This window comes from Micromonospora sp. PTRAS2, from assembly GCF_054052245.1.
Genome location: NZ_JBSWBU010000002.1, coordinates 579285 through 596685, shown reverse-complemented (window position 1 = coordinate 596685; position 17401 = coordinate 579285). Strand labels below are relative to the sequence as shown.

Annotated in this window: 15 protein-coding genes; 11 read left to right on the top strand and 4 right to left on the bottom strand. The window is 75.0% G+C overall.

Annotated elements, in window-relative coordinates:
- Positions 1–36: 36 nt before the first annotated feature.
- Entirely contained in the window at positions 37–1356 is a 1320-nt protein-coding gene (locus ACVMYR_RS08620) for an MFS transporter (RefSeq protein ID WP_457121506.1), read from the top strand.
- On the opposite strand, the gene ACVMYR_RS08615 is transcribed toward ACVMYR_RS08620, so the two are convergent.
- Positions 1278–1562, bottom strand: coding sequence for a DUF427 domain-containing protein (locus ACVMYR_RS08615; RefSeq protein WP_077936429.1), 285 nt, complete (start codon positions 1560–1562; stop codon positions 1278–1280). The genes ACVMYR_RS08620 and ACVMYR_RS08615 overlap by 79 nt on opposite strands.
- A 54-nt stretch (positions 1563–1616) precedes the next feature.
- Between ACVMYR_RS08615 and ACVMYR_RS08610 the strand changes: the two genes are divergently transcribed.
- The 8 genes from ACVMYR_RS08610 to ACVMYR_RS08575 all read left to right on the top strand — a co-directional run bounded on the left by ACVMYR_RS08610 (position 1617) and on the right by ACVMYR_RS08575 (position 10122).
- On the top strand, positions 1617–3014 hold the full coding sequence (locus tag ACVMYR_RS08610) for an FAD-binding oxidoreductase (protein ID WP_077936430.1): 1398 nt from the start codon (positions 1617–1619) through the stop codon (positions 3012–3014).
- Positions 3011–4354, top strand: a complete 1344-nt coding sequence (locus ACVMYR_RS08605) for a class I SAM-dependent methyltransferase (protein ID WP_457121505.1) — start codon at positions 3011–3013, stop codon at positions 4352–4354. The genes ACVMYR_RS08610 and ACVMYR_RS08605 overlap by 4 nt, the downstream gene beginning before the upstream one ends.
- An 86-nt stretch (positions 4355–4440) precedes the next feature.
- Complete coding sequence (locus tag ACVMYR_RS08600) at positions 4441–5289, top strand: SRPBCC domain-containing protein (protein ID WP_396789379.1); 849 nt, start codon at positions 4441–4443, stop codon at positions 5287–5289.
- Positions 5290–5350: 61 nt separating this feature from the next.
- On the top strand, positions 5351–5584 hold the full coding sequence (locus ACVMYR_RS08595; RefSeq protein ID WP_077936433.1) for a zinc-ribbon domain-containing protein: 234 nt from the start codon (positions 5351–5353) through the stop codon (positions 5582–5584).
- Positions 5585–5672: 88 nt separating this feature from the next.
- The gene (locus ACVMYR_RS08590; RefSeq protein WP_228986461.1) at positions 5673–5822 is read left to right on the top strand and encodes a hypothetical protein; all 150 of its coding nucleotides are present in this window, start codon (positions 5673–5675) and stop codon (positions 5820–5822) included.
- 276 nt (positions 5823–6098) lie between these two features.
- The gene (locus ACVMYR_RS08585; RefSeq protein ID WP_457121731.1) at positions 6099–7439 is read left to right on the top strand and encodes an MFS transporter; all 1341 of its coding nucleotides are present in this window, start codon (positions 6099–6101) and stop codon (positions 7437–7439) included.
- A gap of 11 nt (positions 7440–7450) precedes the next feature.
- Positions 7451–8578: a hypothetical protein gene (locus ACVMYR_RS08580; RefSeq protein WP_457121504.1), complete on the top strand. Its 1128-nt coding sequence runs from the start codon at positions 7451–7453 to the stop codon at positions 8576–8578.
- Positions 8575–10122 (top strand): hypothetical protein, encoded by a 1548-nt coding sequence (locus ACVMYR_RS08575; RefSeq protein ID WP_457121503.1) that lies wholly within the window; start codon positions 8575–8577, stop codon positions 10120–10122. The genes ACVMYR_RS08580 and ACVMYR_RS08575 overlap by 4 nt, the downstream gene beginning before the upstream one ends.
- A gap of 27 nt (positions 10123–10149) precedes the next feature.
- Here ACVMYR_RS08575 and ACVMYR_RS08570 read toward each other — a convergent pair whose 3' ends face one another.
- Positions 10150–10764, bottom strand: coding sequence for a winged helix-turn-helix domain-containing protein (locus ACVMYR_RS08570; RefSeq protein ID WP_457121502.1), 615 nt, complete (start codon positions 10762–10764; stop codon positions 10150–10152).
- 57 nt (positions 10765–10821) lie between these two features.
- Between ACVMYR_RS08570 and def the strand changes: the two genes are divergently transcribed.
- Positions 10822–11370, top strand: a complete 549-nt coding sequence (gene def / locus ACVMYR_RS08565) for a peptide deformylase (protein WP_091274183.1) — start codon at positions 10822–10824, stop codon at positions 11368–11370.
- A gap of 146 nt (positions 11371–11516) precedes the next feature.
- The gene (locus tag ACVMYR_RS08560; protein ID WP_457121501.1) at positions 11517–13811 is read left to right on the top strand and encodes a putative bifunctional diguanylate cyclase/phosphodiesterase; all 2295 of its coding nucleotides are present in this window, start codon (positions 11517–11519) and stop codon (positions 13809–13811) included.
- A gap of 427 nt (positions 13812–14238) precedes the next feature.
- Here ACVMYR_RS08560 and ACVMYR_RS08555 read toward each other — a convergent pair whose 3' ends face one another.
- A complete protein-coding gene (locus tag ACVMYR_RS08555) occupies positions 14239–15783 on the bottom strand; it encodes a GntT/GntP/DsdX family permease (protein WP_457121500.1) in 1545 nt (514 codons plus the stop codon).
- 49 nt (positions 15784–15832) lie between these two features.
- Positions 15833–17386, bottom strand: coding sequence for a gluconokinase (locus ACVMYR_RS08550; RefSeq protein ID WP_457121499.1), 1554 nt, complete (start codon positions 17384–17386; stop codon positions 15833–15835).
- Between the last annotated feature and the right edge of the window lie 15 nt (positions 17387–17401).

Below are 17401 nucleotides of genomic sequence, written 5' to 3'. Positions count from 1 at the left end.
CTCGTCGCCGGGCGGTCGGGGCCCGAGACTCGGTGCGTGACCCGTACCCGTCGTTTCCACCCGGCCTGGGCCGTGGCCGCCGTCGCCTTCGTCGCGCTGGTCGGCGCGGCCGGCTTCCGCGCCACCCCGTCGGTGCTGCTGCACCCGCTGCACGCCGAGTTCGGCTGGCCGCTGGCCACCGTCTCCGCCGCTGTCTCGGTCAACCTGCTGCTCTACGGGCTCACCGCACCCTTCGCCGCCGCCCTGATGGACCGCTTCGGCATCCGCCGGGTGGTGACCGTCGCCCTGGTGCTGGTGGCCCTCGGCAGCGGGCTGACGGTCTTCATGACGGCGAGCTGGCAGCTCGTCCTCTGCTGGGGCGTGCTGGTCGGGCTGGGCACCGGGTCGATGGCGCTGGCCTTCGTGGCGACCGTCACCGGGCGCTGGTTCGTCGCGCGGCGGGGCCTGGTGACCGGGGTGCTGACCGCCGGCGGGGCCGCCGGCCAGCTCGTCTTCCTCCCGCTGGTCGCCGTGCTCGTGCGCGACCACGGCTGGCGCGCGGCGGCGCTCGTCGTCGCCGGGGCCGCGCTGGCGGTCGTACCCCTGGTGGGGTGGCTGCTGCGGGAGCACCCGGCGGATCTCGGCGTGCCCGCCTACGGCGCGGCGGAGGTGGTCCCGCCCGCGCCGCCGACGGGCGGCGCGGCGGCGCGGGCGGTCGACGTGCTGGCCGCCGCCGCGCGGACCCGGCCGTTCTGGCTGCTCGCGGGCGGCTTCGCGATCTGCGGCGCGACCACCAACGGCCTCGTCGGCACCCACTTCGTGCCGGCGGCCCACGACCACGGCATGGCCGAGACCACCGCCGCCGGGCTGCTCGCCCTGGTCGGGCTGTTCGACATCGTCGGTACGGTCGCGTCCGGCTGGCTCACCGACCGGTTCGACGCGCGGCTGCTGCTCGGCGCCTACTACGCGCTGCGCGGCGCGTCGCTGCTGGTGCTGCCGAGCCTCTTCGCGGGCACCGCCGAGCCGAGCATGCTGGTGTTCGTCGTCTTCTACGGCCTGGACTGGGTGGCCACCGTCCCGCCGACGGTGGCGCTGTGCCGGGAGTGGTTCGGCGCGTCCGGCGCGGTGGTCTTCGGCTGGGTCTTCGCCGCCCACCAACTCGGCGCGGCGTTCGCCGCGACCGGGGCGGGACTGGTCCGCGACCGGCTCGGCGACTACGCCGTCGCCTGGTACGTCGCGGGCGCGCTGTCGATCGGCGCGGCCGGGCTCTCCCTGCTGCTGCGCCGGCGCGGGCCGGCTCAGTCGACGACCGAGACGTCCTTCCAGAACGCCACCCGGTCGCGGACCATCTCGGCCTCCGGCAGCGGGTCCGGGTAGTACCAGACGGCGTCGGCGCTGCTGCGCCCGTCGTGCTCCAGCGAGTAGTAGGAGGCGGTGCCCTTCCACGGGCAGAAGGTGTGCGTCGTGGACGCGCGGAGCACGTCGTCGCGCAGGGCGGCGCGGGGGAAGTAGTGGTTGCCCTCGACCACCACCGTGTCGTCGCTGTCGGCGATCACCAGGTCGTTCCAGACGGCTTTCGGCATGCGCCCCAGGTTAGCGTCCCCACCGGAACGATCGTTCGCGCGTACAGTGATCTCATGCGCGCAGGCCGTGTGGATCATGCAGTTGACCACGACGGAGCGGTGGACCTGCTGCGGCAGTCGTACGCCGCGGTGCCCGCCGGCGAGACCGTTCGACTCGCCAAACGCACCTCCAACCTGTTCCGCCCGAGATCCGCCCCGAGCGCCCCCGGCCTGGACGTCAGCGGCCTCGGCGGGGTGATCGGCGTCGACCCGGTCGCCCGCACCGCCGATGTGCAGGGCATGTGCACCTACGAGCGGCTGGTCGCCGCGACCCTGCCGCACGGGCTGATGCCACTGGTGGTGCCGCAGCTGCGCACCATCACCCTGGGCGGCGCGGTCACCGGCCTCGGCATCGAGTCCACCTCGTTCCGGCACGGCCTGCCGCACGAGTCCGTCCTGGAGCTGGACGTCCTCACCGGCGCGGGCGAGATCGTCACCGCCCGGCCCGACGGGCCGCACGCCGACCTCTTCGCGGCCTTCCCCAACTCGCTGGGCAGCCTCGGCTACGCCACCCGGCTGCGCATCGAGCTGGCCCCGGTCCGCACGTACGTGGCCCTGCGCAACGTCCGCTTCACCGACCTCGACGCGTTGACCGCGGCGATCGGCGAGGTGACCGCCACCGGCTCCTGGGCCGGCGAGCCGGTCGACGCGATGGACGGGGTGATGTTCAGCCCCGGCGAGGCGTACCTCGTGCTGGCGACCTTCACCGACGACGCGCCGCAGGTAAGCGACTACACCGGCCAGGGCATCTATTACCGCTCGCTGCCCCGGCGCACCCGCGACTGGCTGACCACCCACGACTACCTGTGGCGGTGGGACACCGACTGGTTCTGGTGTTCGGCGGCGTTCGGCGCGCAGCACCCGGTCGTGCGGAGGCTCTGGCCGGCCCGGTTGCGGCGCAGCGACGTCTACCACCGCCTCGTCCGGCTGGAGCACCGGCACCAGGTGGCGGCCCGCATCGACCGGCTGCGCGGCCAGCCGGCCCGCGAGCGGGTGGTGCAGGACGTGGAGATCCCCCTGGAGGGCACCGCCGGCTTCCTGCGCTGGTTCGCCGGCGAGGTGCGGATGTCCCCCGTCTGGCTCTGCCCGCTGCGGCTGCGCGAGCCGGCCGGCCCCGGTTCGGCGCGGGCCTGGCCGCTATATCCGCTGCGTCCCGGCCAGAACTACGTCAACATCGGCTTCTGGGGGACCGTGCCGATCACCGGGGGCGCCGCCGACGGCGACGTCAACCGGCTGGTCGAGCGCGCGGTGTCCGACGCGGGCGGCCACAAGTCGCTCTACTCGGACGCGTACTACGACCGCGAGGCGTTCGACCGGCTCTACGGCGGGGACACCTGGCGCGCGGTGAAGGACCGTTACGACCCGGACCACCGGCTCACCGGACTTTACGAGAAGGCGGTAGCGCGAAAATGAGCCTGATTGACCGAGAACAGGGGGCGGCCGACGTCCCGTCCGTCCCGCCGGCCGGGAGCCGGCGCGCGACCCCGACCGTGGCCGACGTGGTCCGTGCCGTCACGGCCGGGGCCCTGCCGGTCCAGATCACGGGGTACGACGGCAGCTCCGTCGGCCCCGCCGACGCCGACATCACCCTGGCCGTCCGCTCCGAGCGGGGCCTGTCCTACCTGCTGACCGCCCCGGGCGACCTGGGCATGGCGCGGGCGTACGTCAGCGGCGACCTGGAGCTGGGCGGCGTGCACCCCGGCGACCCGTACGAGGCGTTGCGGGTGCTCAAGGACGAGCTGAAGCTGCGCCCGCCGTCGCTTGCCGAGGGGCTGGCCCTGGTGCGCGGGCTGGGCTGGGAGCGGCTGATGCCGCCGCCGCCCCCGCCGCAGGAGGCCGCGCCGCGCTGGAAGCGGATGGTCAACGGGCTGCGGCACTCCCGCATCCGGGACAGCACCGCCATCTCCCACCACTACGACGTGTCGAACGCCTTCTACGAGCTGGTGCTCGGGCCGTCGATGACGTACACGTGCGCGGTCTTCCGCAGCCCCGACGACACGCTGGAGCAGGCCCAGGCCGCGAAGTACGACCTGGTCGCCGGGAAGCTCGGGCTGAAGCCGGGGATGCGGCTGCTCGACGTCGGCTGCGGCTGGGGCGGCATGGTCCGGCACGCGGCCCGGGAATACGGCGTGAAGGCGCTGGGCGTGACCCTGTCCCGGGCACAGGCGCAGTGGGCGCAGGCGGCCATCGAGCGGGAGGGGCTGTCGGAGCTGGCCGAGGTGCGGCACCTGGACTACCGGGACGCCCCGCGTGAGCAGTTCGACGTGATCTCCTCGATCGGCCTGACCGAGCACATCGGGGTGCGCAACTATCCGGCGTACTTCCGGGCGCTGGGCGGCCGGCTGCGCGTCGGCGGGCGGCTGCTCAACCACTGCATCACCCGGGCCGACAACCGGGCCCCGCACCGTTCGGGCGCGTTCATCGACCGGTACGTCTTCCCCGACGGCGAGCTGGCCGGCCCCGGGCGGCTGATCAGCGAGATCCACGACGCGGGGCTGGAGGTGCACCACGAGGAGAACCTGCGCCAGCACTACGCGCTGACCCTCGCCGGCTGGTGCCGCAACCTGGTGGCGCACTGGGACGAGTGCGTGGCCGAGGTCGGCCAGGGCACCGCCCGGGTGTGGGGCCTGTACATGGCGGGGTCGCGGCTGGCGTTCGAGCGCAACGAGATCCAGTTGCACCAGGTGCTGGCCACCCGCAACGGCCCGCGCGGGGCGAACGGCTACCCGCTGCGGCCGGACTGGTCGGCCTGACCGGCGGGCACTGACGAAAGGGGACGGCCGCACCGGCCGTCCCCTTTCGTCGAACCCATTGACAAGAAGTTTTTGTACGTACAAACATGACTGAACCGATGACCGTGCGCGCCTGCCTCGCCGCGCCCGCCGAGGCCGTCCACCGGGCCCTCACCGACCCGGCCGAGCTGCGCGCCTGGCTGGCCGAGCACGCCGAGGTGGAGCTGCCCCACCGGTACGCGTTCTGGGGGCGCTACACGCCGGAGGGCGACGCACCGCACCAGCGGCTGCTGCACGCCGACGAGCGGACGCTGCGCTTCGGCTGGCTGCTCGACGGGGTGGAGACCACCACCGAGTTCACCCTGGAGCCGGACGGCGACGCGACGATCCTCACCCTCCGGCAGAGCCACTTCGACTTCGCCGAGGCGATGAGCGGCAGCACGATCCGGGGCGTGCTCCAGACGTACTGGGCGTTGGCGGTCGCCAACCTGGCCGCCCGGCTGGAGGGCCGCCAGCTCCTGCCGCGCACCGACTTCACCACCGCCGACCTGCGCGGCGAGCTGCTCATCGCCGCCCCGCCGGCCAAGGTGTACGAGTCGCTGATCGACTCGGCGCAGGCCAGCGCCTGGTTCGGCTACCCGATCGGCATCGAGCCCTGGGTCGGCGGCCGGTACGCCATGGGCGGCTTCGAGTCCGGCTACGCGGCCAAGGTCGTCGACCTGGAGCCGGGCCGCCGGATGTCGATCGACTGGGGCCCGACGGGCGTCACCACCTGGGAGCTGGCCGAGTCCCAGGGCAAGACGAAGCTCACCTTCGTGCAGAGCGGCTTCGACGAGCAGAACCCGCCGTACGCGGCGTGGAGCGGCACGGTCGCGGGGTTCGGCGAGCTGGTCCGGTTCCACGAGCTGCCCGACTGGCAGCCGATCTGGCTCCCGGACCCGACCCCGGTGCCGTAGGCATCTACCCGATCTTCGCCTGGCAGGTGCAGAAGCGGGCGCGGGTGGGTACTGCGGGGCGATGTTCTTCATATTCGGGCTCCGCACCAAGGTCGACCGCTCGGGTGTGGCGCAGCAGGTGTGCCGCAACTGCGGCAACCACGCCGCCCAGGTGATCAGTCGTCGGTCGACGAAGTTCACCCTTTTCTTCGTCCCGCTGATCCCGATCCGCACCCGCTACGTCCAGCAGTGCACCTTCTGCGGCGCCCAGTACGACATCTCCGCCGCCGAGGCCGCGCGTCTCCCGGTCGGGTGATCCGCCGATGGCCCGTTTCCTCTGCTGGCTGATCGGCCGCCGCCCCCTGATCGGCGGCCACCCCGTAACCGGCCCTCAACCAGTGACCGTGCCCGAGACACCTGTGCCCGAGGCGTCCGCGCGCACCGCCTCCCGCCCGCCCTGCACCCCGGGCCGCCGGCCCCGCCGCCGCGCCCGCCGCCCGCTGGCCGGCACCGCCCTGCCCCGCTCGCCCTGGAACCGCTCCGCCGACCGCTGACCCCTGACCGGGCCGCCGACCGCTGATCCGACCGGCAACCGCCGCCGGTTGACCGCTTGCCGCTGCCTGCCTGACGACGGCCCGGGCAGCCCTCGCCCGCCCCGCCCGCATGCCGCCCAGCCCGACCGCCTCCGGCCTGCGGCGATGCGCTGTGATCTCCGCCCCGAACCCGGTACCGCCCCGCACGCGACACCTAGGCTGGGGCCGCCGCGAAGAACGGGGAGAATCGTGCGCAACCATCCGGCCGTCGTGCTGGTCGCCGTCCTGCTGTCCACCATGTCGTTGCCGATCTCGCTGACCGGCGCGTCGGTCGCGTTGCCCGACATCGGCCGCGACCTCGACGCCGGGCTGGCCGGGGTGCAGTGGGTGGTGAACGGCTACAACGCCACCTTCGCCAGCTTCATGCTCGCCACCGGCGCGCTCGCCGACCTGCTCGGCCGCCGCCGCGTCTACGCCACCGGCCTGGCGCTCTTCGCCGTCGCCGGGCTGGCCGGCGCGTTCGTCGACGACATCGTGCTGCTCGACGCGGCCCGGGTGCTCGCCGGCATCGGGGCGGCCGCCGCCGCGACCAGCGCCGCCGCCCTGCTGGCCGGCGCGTTCCAGGGGGCGGGGCGGGCCCGCGCGTTCAGCCTGTTCGGCACGGCCATCGGCACCGGCCTCGCGTTCGGCCCGTCGATCGCGGGGCTGCTGATCGAGGCGTTCGGCTGGCGGGCCGTGTTCGTCGTCCCCGCGCTGGTCGCCTGCGCGGTCCTCGGCATCGTGCCGCTGCTGCCGGAGTCCCGCCAGCCGCATGCCGGGCGGGTCGACTGGCCCGGCACCGTGTCGTTCACGGCCGCGCTGCTGCTGCTCATCTTCGGCTTCGTGCAGGGCCCCGAGTTCGGCTGGTCCGCCCCGGTGATCGTGGTGGCCTTCGTCGCGGCGGTCGCCCTGCTGGTGCTCTTCGTGCGGGTGGAGCGCCGCCGCGCCGCGCCGATGTTCGACCTGGCCCTGCTGGCGAACTCCCGGTTCGTCGGCGTCTGCCTGGCGGCGGCCACCATCGTCGCGGTGCTGGTGCCGCTGCTGGTCTACCTGCCGTCGTACCTGACGACCGTCGTCGGGCTGAGCCCCGGGGCGGCTGGCGGCACGCTGATCCTGCTCACCGCGCCGACCCTGGTGCTGCCCCTGCTCAGCGGCGCGCTGACCCGGCTGGTGCCGGCCCCGGTCGTCATCGTGTGCTCCGTGGTGGTGGTCGCGGTCGGGGCGGCCTGGGCCACCGTCATCGCCCCGGACAGCGGCACCGCGTCGCTGGCCGGGCCGCTGTTGACGATGGGCGTGGGCATCGGCCTGTCGATCGGGCTGCTGGACGCGATCGCGATCGGCAGCGTCGAACCGGCGCGGGCGGCCACCGGCGCCGGGATGATCAACACCGCCCGGCTGGCGAGCGAGACGATCGCCATCGCGGTGGTCGGGGCGGTGTTGGCCAGCACCACCGCCGGCCGGCTCGCCGACCCGGGCTTCACCTCCGGCCTGCGTACGGTGCTCTGGGCGATGGCCGGGGCGGCGCTGACCGCCACTGTCGCGGTGGCCGTGCTGCTCTGGCGCGGCGCGGCCCGCGCCGAACGGGCGCGGACCGCCTAAGGTGGCGTGTCGTGACGAGCACCGCGCGGCGACTGGCCGAGATCCGGGGCGGCGGTGCGCCGCGCCGGCACAACGCCCGGACGATCGCCGCGCTGACCGGCAACCCCGGCTGTGACCGCCGGGCCGTGCTGGACAGCGCGGGGGCCGACAAGCCGGGGCTGGCGGAGCGGGTCGGGTTCCCGGCCCGGTTCGGGCAGTCCCGCTTCGCGATCACCCGGGGCAACGCCTTCGAGGCGCAGGTCAAGGCCGACGGCGGGGCCGAGCTGCTGCGGCTGGTCGCCGAGCGGCTGGGCGTGGACCCGACCGGCCCGGCGACCTGGACGGACCTGGGCGCGGAGGACCGCGGCGATCCGCCCGACGCCACCGGCCAGCTCGGCCGGGCCGCGCGGTCCCGTGCCGCGCTGGCCGCCGCCGCGCCGGCCGGCGCCGACGACCCGGCCGCCCTGTTCGACCATCCGCTGCTCGGCCTCGACGTCGCAGGCCAGCGGGTGCACCTGGAGCCGGGCCTGGTGGCGGCCCGACTCGCCGGCCGGTTCCACGTCGTGGAGATCAAGTCGTTCCCGGTGATCGACGGGCAGGCCGACCCGGGCAAGGTGGCCGCCGCCGCGATCCAGTCCGCCGTCTACGTGCTCGCGCTGCGCGAGCTGCTCGCCGCCGAGGGGCACGACGCGGCGCTGGTCTCCTCCGACGTGGTGCTGGTCTGTCCGCGCGACTTCGCGAACCGGCCCGTCGCCAGCCTGGTGGACGTGCGCAAGCAACTGCTGGTGCTGCGCCGCCAGCTCGACCGGATGGCCCGCGTCGACGACCTGCTGGCCCGGCTGCCCGCCGACTTCACCGCCGACCCGTCGACCGACCCCGAGCGGCTGCGCCGGTCGCTGACGTCGGTGCCGGCCCGCTACGCCCCCGACTGCCTCGCGGCCTGCGAGCTGGCGTACTTCTGCCGGCACGAGACCCGCGCCGAGACGGCCGCGCTGGGCCGGCCCGTCCGCGAGGCGCTCGGCGGGGTCGCGACGGTGGCCGAGGTCCTCGCGCTGGCCGCCGGCTCCGACCCGGGCGCGCCCGGGCAGGCGGAGGCCGCCGCGCTGCTGCGGGCCGCGGCCCGGCTGCGCGCCGACGCCCTGGCCGGTCAGCCCGCATGAGTACGCTGCGCGCGCTCGCGAAGGCCCAGGCGCTCGCCGCCGGGGTGGCGCAGCCGGTGGCCACCGTCCGGCACCTGCACCTGTCGGACCGGCCGCTGGTGCTGGTGCCGTTGACGATGGCGGGCGAGGCGAACGCCCCCCTCGCGGTGCTGGTCGGCGACGCCCCCGACGCGGCCCGGCTGCTGATCGTGCCGCAGCCGCGCAACCGCGACCAGCGGTTCGCGTTCGCCGCCGAGCTGGCCGGGATCGTGCTGCCCTACCTGGACTCGTTCCGGGGCGACACGGAAGCGGTCGCGGTCGACCGGGGGCGCGACGTCCGGCACCGGTACGTCGACGCGCCGCAGCTCGTCGTGCCGAACCCGGGCGGGGTGACGTTCCTGCGGCTGTTCGGCCGTTCCACCCGGTTCCGACGCACCGACGGCGACTACCCGGTGCACCCGGCGGTGCCGCTGCTCGGGCGCTGGCTGACGTTCTTCGCCGAGCGGGCCGAGCAGCCCGGCTCGTCGGCGCTGCTGGCGCTGACCGACGCGCTGACCCTGCACTGGGCCACCGGGCAGAGCGCGGTGGAGGACCAGCACCTGCCGGCGGTGCTGGGCTGGCTCGACCCGCCGCCGGGGCTCACCGGGGCACAGGCGGCGGCCCGCGCCGAGGACCCGGCGCGCTGCCCGCCCGCCGGCCCGGCCACCGACCCGGAGTTCGACAACCGGGTGCTTGCCCCGGCCATCGCCGCGTACGCCGACGCGGCCGACGACGAGGCGGCGCGGCGGTCCGCGTACGCGGAGCTGGAGCTGGCGCTGCGCGGCCAGCTCGCGCCCACCTGGGAGCTGGTGTGGCGCGGCCTGGGGCTGCTGGCCGCCCTGCCGCCGGGGGCGCGGGTGGCGGGGCGGTGGGCCGGCGACCGGGACGCCTTCACCGGTTACGCGGAGCACGTCGACGCCGGCGGCGGGCCGCAGCCGCGCCGCGACGGCGCGGTGGCGGCGGCCGTGCGCCTGCACCGGCTGGAGCGGGCCGCGGCCTCGTACGCGGTGCAGCGCGCCTACGACGACCCGCTGGTGATGGCCGAGCACCGGCTCACCGGGGAGGCGTTCGTCGGGGACGTGACGCTCGCCGACCCGGCGCGGGTCGACGACACCGGCAAGCGCCCGGTGCTGCGCCCCCGCATCCAGGTGGTGACCACCGAGCCGGTGGCGGTGCCGGTCGGCGCGACGCTGTACTCGCCGGCCCGGCCCGGGCAGAAGGCGCGGGTGGTGTTCCTGACCCCGGCGGCCGACGGCAAGACCGAGGTGGTGCTGGAGCTCTCCGGCGGGATGGGCCGGGGGCTGACCGCCCCGCCGGGCACGGTGCCGGAGGTGGGGGAGCGGCTCTGCCTCACCACCCTGTCGGACGGGTTCCTGCCGGCGGGGTCGTTCCCCACCCCGGAGGAGACGCCGTGGACGCACGGCGGCCCGCCGGCCGCCCCCGTCCTCTCCGATTCCGCCCCCGGCCCCGGCCCCAGCCCGGCGGCCGGGCCGGCGGACGGTGACCCGGCGGAGGAGTGGGCCTGACGGCTCTCCCGGCGGTGGCCGGCACGTTCAGCTCTGCGGGTCGGTGTCGCCGGAAGGGTCCCCGCCCGGCCCGGCGAGGTCCGGTTCGAGGAGCGGGAACAGGCGGGCCACGACCGCGACGGGCGCGGAGCCCGGTGGCCGGGTCAGCGGCCGGTGCTCCCGGTGCCGGTAGCGGTTGACGAGCTCCCGGACGGCGGCGCCGATTTCGGTCAGCTCGCGGGGCGTGAGGTAGAGGACCTGGCTGAACGCCTCGTCGTGCCGCCACCGCTGCGGTGCCCGGTCGCGCTGGGCGAGCCAGTTGCGGTAGGCCTCGTCCTCCAGCCCCCGGGCCAGGCCGGACAGCTCCTCCTGCGGCTCCGGCTCGGCGACGGGGGCGGCCAGCCGCCACGGGCGCACCCGGCCGGGGCCGTGCGGCGCCTCCTCGATGAACCCGTAGCGGGCGAGTTGCCGCAGGTGGAACGAGTGCTGGCCGCTGTTGCCGCCCAGCTCGCGGGCGGCCTCGGTGGCGGTGAGGGTGCCGCGCCGGCGGACGAGGTCGAGCAGCGCCGCCCGCACGGGATGGTTCAGGGCCTCCTCAGCCACCCGGTCGAACCCGCCCTGCTGCGGCGCGTCGGTTTCGTCGGGGGTCTGCGCGTCGGTCACCTTGCAAAGTATCGTGCTTTGCAAACAGAGGGTCAAGCCAACCCGAGAGGAACCCCCATGGCCGTCCTGCCTGTACGCCTGCTCGGCGATCCGGTCCTCACCCAGCCGGCCGAGGAGGTGACCACCTTCGACAAGGAGCTGCACCGGCTCGTCCGCGACCTCACCGACACGCTGGACGACGAGCGGGGCGCCGGCCTCGCGGCCCCGCAACTCGGCATCGGGCTGCGCGTCTTCGTCTACCACGTCGAAAACCTGAAGGGGCACCTCGTCAACCCGGTGCTGCGCTTCCCCGACGAGGAGGAGCAGGACGGACCCGAGGGCTGCCTGTCGATGCCCGGTCTCTACTTCGACACCAGGCGCCGCATGAACGTGGTGGCCAAGGGATACAGCCGGCACGGCGACCCGGTGCAGGTCGTCGGCTCCGGCTACCTGGCCCGGTGCCTGCAACACGAGACCGACCACCTCGACGGTGTGCTGTTCATCGACCGGATGGACACCGAGCGGCGCAAGGCGGCGATGAAGGCGATCCGCGCCGCCCGGTGGTACGGCAAGCCCGAGCCCCGGGTTCAGATCAGTCCCCACCCGATCTTCGGGCGGCTCGCCTGACGGTCGCGCCGGCCGGAGCCGCGCCACCGTCCTCTGTGCACCCGCCTGGCGGCCCGCCCTGCCGCTGGCTACGCTTTCGTGGTTCGCCGTCAATCACCGGTCCTCGCCGTCGAGGGTGCGCGCAGGAGAGAGAGCCGGACGACACTGTGCTGCCCCACGACGCACGTCCCGCCTGCGCGGCTCCCGCCGGGGCGGCCCGGCCCGGCCGGGCCGGGCTCGCCGTGGCCGCGGCGATCCTGCTCGTCGAGCTGACCTGGCTGGCCGTCGCCCTGCCCGGCGCGGCCCTGGTCAGCGACCTCACCGCGATCGCCGTGGCGGGCTGGGCCGGCCACGCCTGCGTCCGGGCCGCCCGCCGGCACCCGGCGCCGCTGCGCCGGTTCTGGGTGCTGCTCGCCGTCACCATGGGCCTCGCCGCCCTCGGCCGGACGGTGTGGACGGTCCAGCGGCTCGGCGACGACGCCCTGCCGCACACGGTGCTCATCGGCGCGCTGTTCACCCTCGGCATCGGCACCGGCACCGCCGCGCTGCTCTGCTGCGCCGCCACGTCCCGCAACGCCGTCGGTCGGGCCCGCACCGTGCTCGACGGGGTGATCGTCGGGCTCGCCCTCATCCCGATCGGCTGGGTGGTGGTGTTCCGGGACATCGCCGACGCCGACCTGGCCGACCCGGTGCGCACCTTCGGGCTGCTCTACCCGATGCTCGACCTGATGCAGCTGACCATCCTCGTCGCGGTGGCCGGCCCGGCCCGCCCGATGTGGCGGCCGCTCGCCGCGATCGGGGCGAGCCTGGGCACCCGGGCGGTCGCCGACGCCGCGTACGTCTCCCTGTTCGCCCACGGCAGCTACGCCCCCGGCCATCCGATCGACGTGTGCTGGCCGCTGAGCTACCTGCTGATCGGCGTCGCCGCCCACTATCCGCCGCCCCCGGCCTGGGACGCCGCCGAGGAGGCCGTCGAGGCGCCGCTGCCGCCGTGGTGGCGCGTCGCCCTGCCCTACCTGCCGGTGGGCGGCGCGATCGTGGCGGTGGTGCTGGCCCGCCGGCCCACCGGACAGACCCCGCACCTGGTCTTCGTCGGCATGATGGCCCTGCTCGGGGTGCTCGCGCTGCGGCAGGGGCTGGCCGCCAACGAGAACCTGCGGCTGGTCGCCCGGCTGCGCCGCCTCGCCTACACCGACCAGCTCACCGGCCTGCCCAACCGGTTGACCTTCACCCGCCGGCTGCGCCGGGCGCTGCGCGACGGGCCCCCGGTCGCCGTCCTGCTGCTCGACCTGGACGGCTTCAAGCAGGTCAACGACCGGTTCGGGCACGTCACCGGCGACGACCTGCTGACCAGCATCGCCGGCCGGATGAAGGCGGCCGTGGCCGACGACGGCACCGTCGTCCGGCTCGGCGGCGACGAGTTCGCCGTCCTCGTCGACGGCGACCGGGAGGTCCGCCCCGAGCACCTGGCCGAACGGCTGCTCGACGCCCTGCAACCCTCCCCCGGCGAGGAGGAGGCCGGCGTGCACCCCTCGGCCAGCATCGGCATCGCCGAGTACGGTCCGCAGCACGCCTCCCACACCGACCTACTCCGCGACGCCGACATCGCCATGTACGCGGCCAAGGCGGCCGGCAAGTCCGCGTACCGCACGTGCACGGCCGCGCTGCGGGAGGCGGCGGTGGGCCGCGCCGAGCTGATCGCCGACCTGCGTCGCGCCGTCGACGAGGAGCAGCTGCACCTGGAATACCAGCCGATCGTCGACCTGGCCACCGGCGAGGTGCGCAGCGCGGAGGCGCTGGTGCGCTGGCGGCACCCCCGGCTGGGGCTGCTCACCCCCGCCCGGTTCCTGCCGCTGGCCGAGGAGACCGGGCTGATCCTGCCGATCGACCGCTGGGTGATCCACGAGGCGTGCCGGGCCGCCGCCACCTGGCGGGACCGCAACCCGGACGCCACCGTCGCGGTCAACATCGCCGCCGCGCACCTGCGCCGACCCGACCTCATCGCCACCGTCACCTCGGCCACCGCCGGCGCCGGCCTCGCTCCCCGCGCGCTCACCCTGGAGCTGACCGAGTCTGCCCTGATCGAGGGCAGCGACGCCGTGCTCGACCGGCTGCGCCAGCTCCGCGAGCTGGGCATCCGCATCGCCATCGACGACTTCGGCACCGGCTACTCGTCGCTGAGCTACCTGCACCGCATCCCGGCCACCGAGCTGAAGATCGACCGGTCGTTCGTGGCCCGGCTCGGCGAGGACTCCCGCGCGTACGCCACGGTGGAAATGGTGACCCGGCTCGCCGACGCGTTCGACCTGACCGTGGTGGCCGAGGGGGTGGAAACCGACCGGCAGCACGAGGCGGTCACCGCGATCGGCTGCGTGCACGGCCAGGGCTGGCGGTACGGTCGCCCCACCGGCCTCGCCGGCCTGCGCGCCGCCCTCACCCCAGCGGCCCGCAACCGCACCTGACCCCCCGCCCGGCGTCCACCCGACGCGCCCCGGCTTCCGTCACGCCACCGCCGGCCGTCGCCCGGCTGGTCGGCCCGGTGCGGACTTCGGGCGGCTCGCCTCGGCGCCGTCGCCCCACTGTTGGCTTGGTCATCGCCCGGCGCGGGCCCGCGCCGGCCGGGGCAGGGCGGGTCCATGGTGGTCCGGCCTCGGTCCTTCCGGCCTCGGTCCTTCCGGCCCCTAGGGAGCTGAGTCGTTTACGACATCACCGTCGGGCACCGGGCGTGCGCCCGGTCTGATTGCGGCGTGCTCCCGGCCGGGGGCCTGTCTGGAGACCCCGATCTGAATCATCCACGACATCAGCTCCCTAGGGAGCGCGACGACCATCCCCACCTCCGGCCGGCACTGGCGAGCAGGCCGCCCACCGCCCGCAGGTCACAACGGCAGGTCACAGCAGCAGGTCAAGCAGCAGCACGCCCGCGAAGCCGACCACCGAGATGATCGTCTCCAGCACCGACCAGCTCTTGATGGTCTGCCCGACGGTGAGTCCGAAGTACTCCTTCACGAGCCAGAAACCGGCGTCGTTCACGTGCGAGAAGAACAGCGACCCGCAGCCGATCGCCAGGGCCAGCAGGGCGACCCCCGGCCGGTCCATGGTCGTGGCGAGCGGGGCGACGATGCCGGCGGCGGTGATCGTGGCCACCGTCGCCGAACCCGTCGCGACCCGGATGCCGACGGCGACCAGCCAGCCCAGCAGCAGCGGCGACAGGCTGGCGTCCTTCGCCGCGTCGGCGACCAGGTTGCCCACGCCGGCGTCCACCAGCACCTGCTTGAACCCGCCGCCGGCCGCGACGATCAGCAGGATGCCCGCGATCGGCGGCAGCGACCCGCCGAGCACCGACGAGACCTGCTTGCGGCTGAAGCCGGCCTGGAAGCCGAGGGTGAACATGGCCACGATCACCCCGGCCAGCAGCGCCACGATCGGGGTGCCGATGATGTCGAGGACCCGGCGGCCCGCGGTGTCCTCGGCCAGGGTCAGCTCGCCGATGGCCCGCAGCAGCATCAGCACCACCGGCAGCAGCACCGTGATCACCGCCGGCCAGAACTTCGGGGCCCGCCGGGCGGTCTCGGTCCCGGAGTCGTCCACGGGCGCGCCGGGGCGGCCGGTGCCCGGGTTGACCAGGTCGTCCTCGGTGAGCAGCTCGCCGTCCACGTCGGCCTGCCGCCGCCCGGCAGCCCCCGGCCCGGCCGCTCCCCGCTCCGCAGCCCCCCGCTCCACCCCGCCGACGGCGGCCGGCGTGCGGGTCGGCAGGAGGGCCTCAGGAATGGTCGCGGGCACGTACCGGGAGATCATGTTGCCGAAGACCGGGCCGGCGACGATCACCGTCGGGATGGCGATCAGCAGGCCCAGCCCCAGCGTGAGGCCCAGGTCGGCGTTGAGCGACGAGATCGCCACCAGAGGCCCCGGGTGCGGCGGCACCAGGCCGTGCAGCACCGACAGGCCGGCCAGCGCCGGGATGCCGACCTTCATCAGCGACACGCCGGTACGTTTCGCGACCAGCAGCACGATCGGCACCAGCAGCACCACGCCGACCTCGAAGAACAGCGGCAGGCCGATCAGGGCGGCCACCCCGGCCATCGCCCACGGCAGCCCCCGGCCGGAGACCCGGTCGACGATGCGGGTGACGATGCCGTCCGCGCCGCCGGACTCGGCGAGCAGGCCGCCGATCATCGCACCCAGGGCGATCAGCAGTCCCACCCCGCCGACGGTGGAGCCGACGCCGCCGCTGAACGAGGTGACGATCGCCTCGGCACCCACCCCGGCGGCGACGCCGAGCACGCCCGCGCCGAGGATCAGCGCCAGGAACGGATGGACCTTGCCCCAGGCGATCAGGACCACCACCGCGGCGATGCCCAGGACGGCCGCGACGATCAGTTGGGCGTCACCGGCGTCGGTGAGGGGTTCCGCCGGTGCGGCGAGCAGTGTGACCACGGTTATCACGACCTTCGGACGGCGTCCGTGCCGGCGGCGGCACGGGCGATCACATGGGTGGGGCGGTGGGTGGTGGCTCCGGCGGGAGGCTCGGGGCCAGCCGCCGCAGCGACGTGAACGTCGGGACGAGCGCGTCGTACAGCTCGGCGTGCAGGGGGAGCAGCGCGGCGTACGTGGCGGCGGCGGCCGGGTCGGGGCGTATCGTCTCGTCGATGCGGACCAGGTCGGCGGCGACGTCGACGGACGCGATCAGGCCGAGGGCCTGCATGCCCAGCAGCGCCGCGCCGAAGCTGGACCCCTCGTGCCCGGCGGGGAAGCGCACCGGCATGCCGAGGGCGTCGGCGAGCAGCTGCCGCCACAGCGGGCTGCGGGCGAACCCGCCGCTGGCCCGCACCTCCCGCACCTCGTTGCCGGCGGACCGCACCGACGCCAGCACCAGGGCGAGCTGCTGGCAGACCCCCTCCAGGGCCGCCCGGACCAGGTGCTCGCGGCGGTGGCCGTGGGTCAGCCCCACGTACGCCCCGCGCGGCAGCGCGCTCCAGTGCGGCGCGCGCTCGCTGAGCAGGTACGGCAGCATGATCAGCCCGCCGGAGCCGACGGGGGCGCGGGCGGCCAGGGCGAGCAGCTCCTCCTCGGAGTCCTCGCCCAGCTCGGGGGCGAGGGCGTCGCCGGCCCACTGGAGCACGATCCCGCCGTTGTTGATCGCGCCCCCGACGACCCAGCGGTCCTCGGTCAGCGCGTAGCAGAACACCCCGCCGAGCGGGTCCACGGCGGGGCGTTCGACCATCACCCGCATCGCCCCGCTGGTGCCGATCGAGCAGGCCACGACGCCCGGATGCACCGCGCCGAGCCCCAGGTTGGCCAGCGGCCCGTCCCCGGCCCCGACCACGATCGGGGTGTCCGCGGGCAGGCCGGTGGCGGCGGCGTACTCGGCGGTGAGCCCCGGCAGGACCATGGTGGTCGCCACGAGCTGCGGCAGCTGCTCCTCGGTGATGCCCGCGATGCGCAGCGCCTCGGCGTCCCAGGCGCGGGTCTGGATGTCCATCAGGCCGCTGGCGGACGCGACCGAGTGGTCGGTGACCAGGGCCTCGCACAGCCGCAGCAGCACGTAGTCCTTGATGCCGACCCAGTGCGCGACCTGCTCGAACAGCTTCGGCTCCTGCTCGGCGAACCAGACCAGCTTCGGCAGCGGCGCCATCGGGTGCACCGGGGTGCCGGTGCGCCGGTGCAGCGCCAGCCCCGACCGCGCGGCGCGCAGCCGTTCGGCCTGCCGGCTGGCGCGGGAGTCCGCCCACGTCACCGACGGGGTCAGCGGCTGCCCGTCGGGGTCCAGCCCGATCAGGCTGTGCATCGCCGTGCTGAACGACAGCCCCGCGACCGGCCCGGGCAGCTCGGCCACCACCGCGCGGACCGTCTCCACCACCGCGTCAAAGATCAGCAGCGGGTCCTGCTCGGCGTAGCCGGGCTGCGGCTCGTCCAGCGGGTAGCCCACCGAGTGGCTGGCGAGCTGTCGCCCGTCGGTGTCGTACGCGACGCTCTTGGTGCTGGTGGTGCCGATGTCGACCCCGATCACCACGCGCGGGTGCTGGTCCGGGTCGGCCACGGCTCCTCCTCGGCG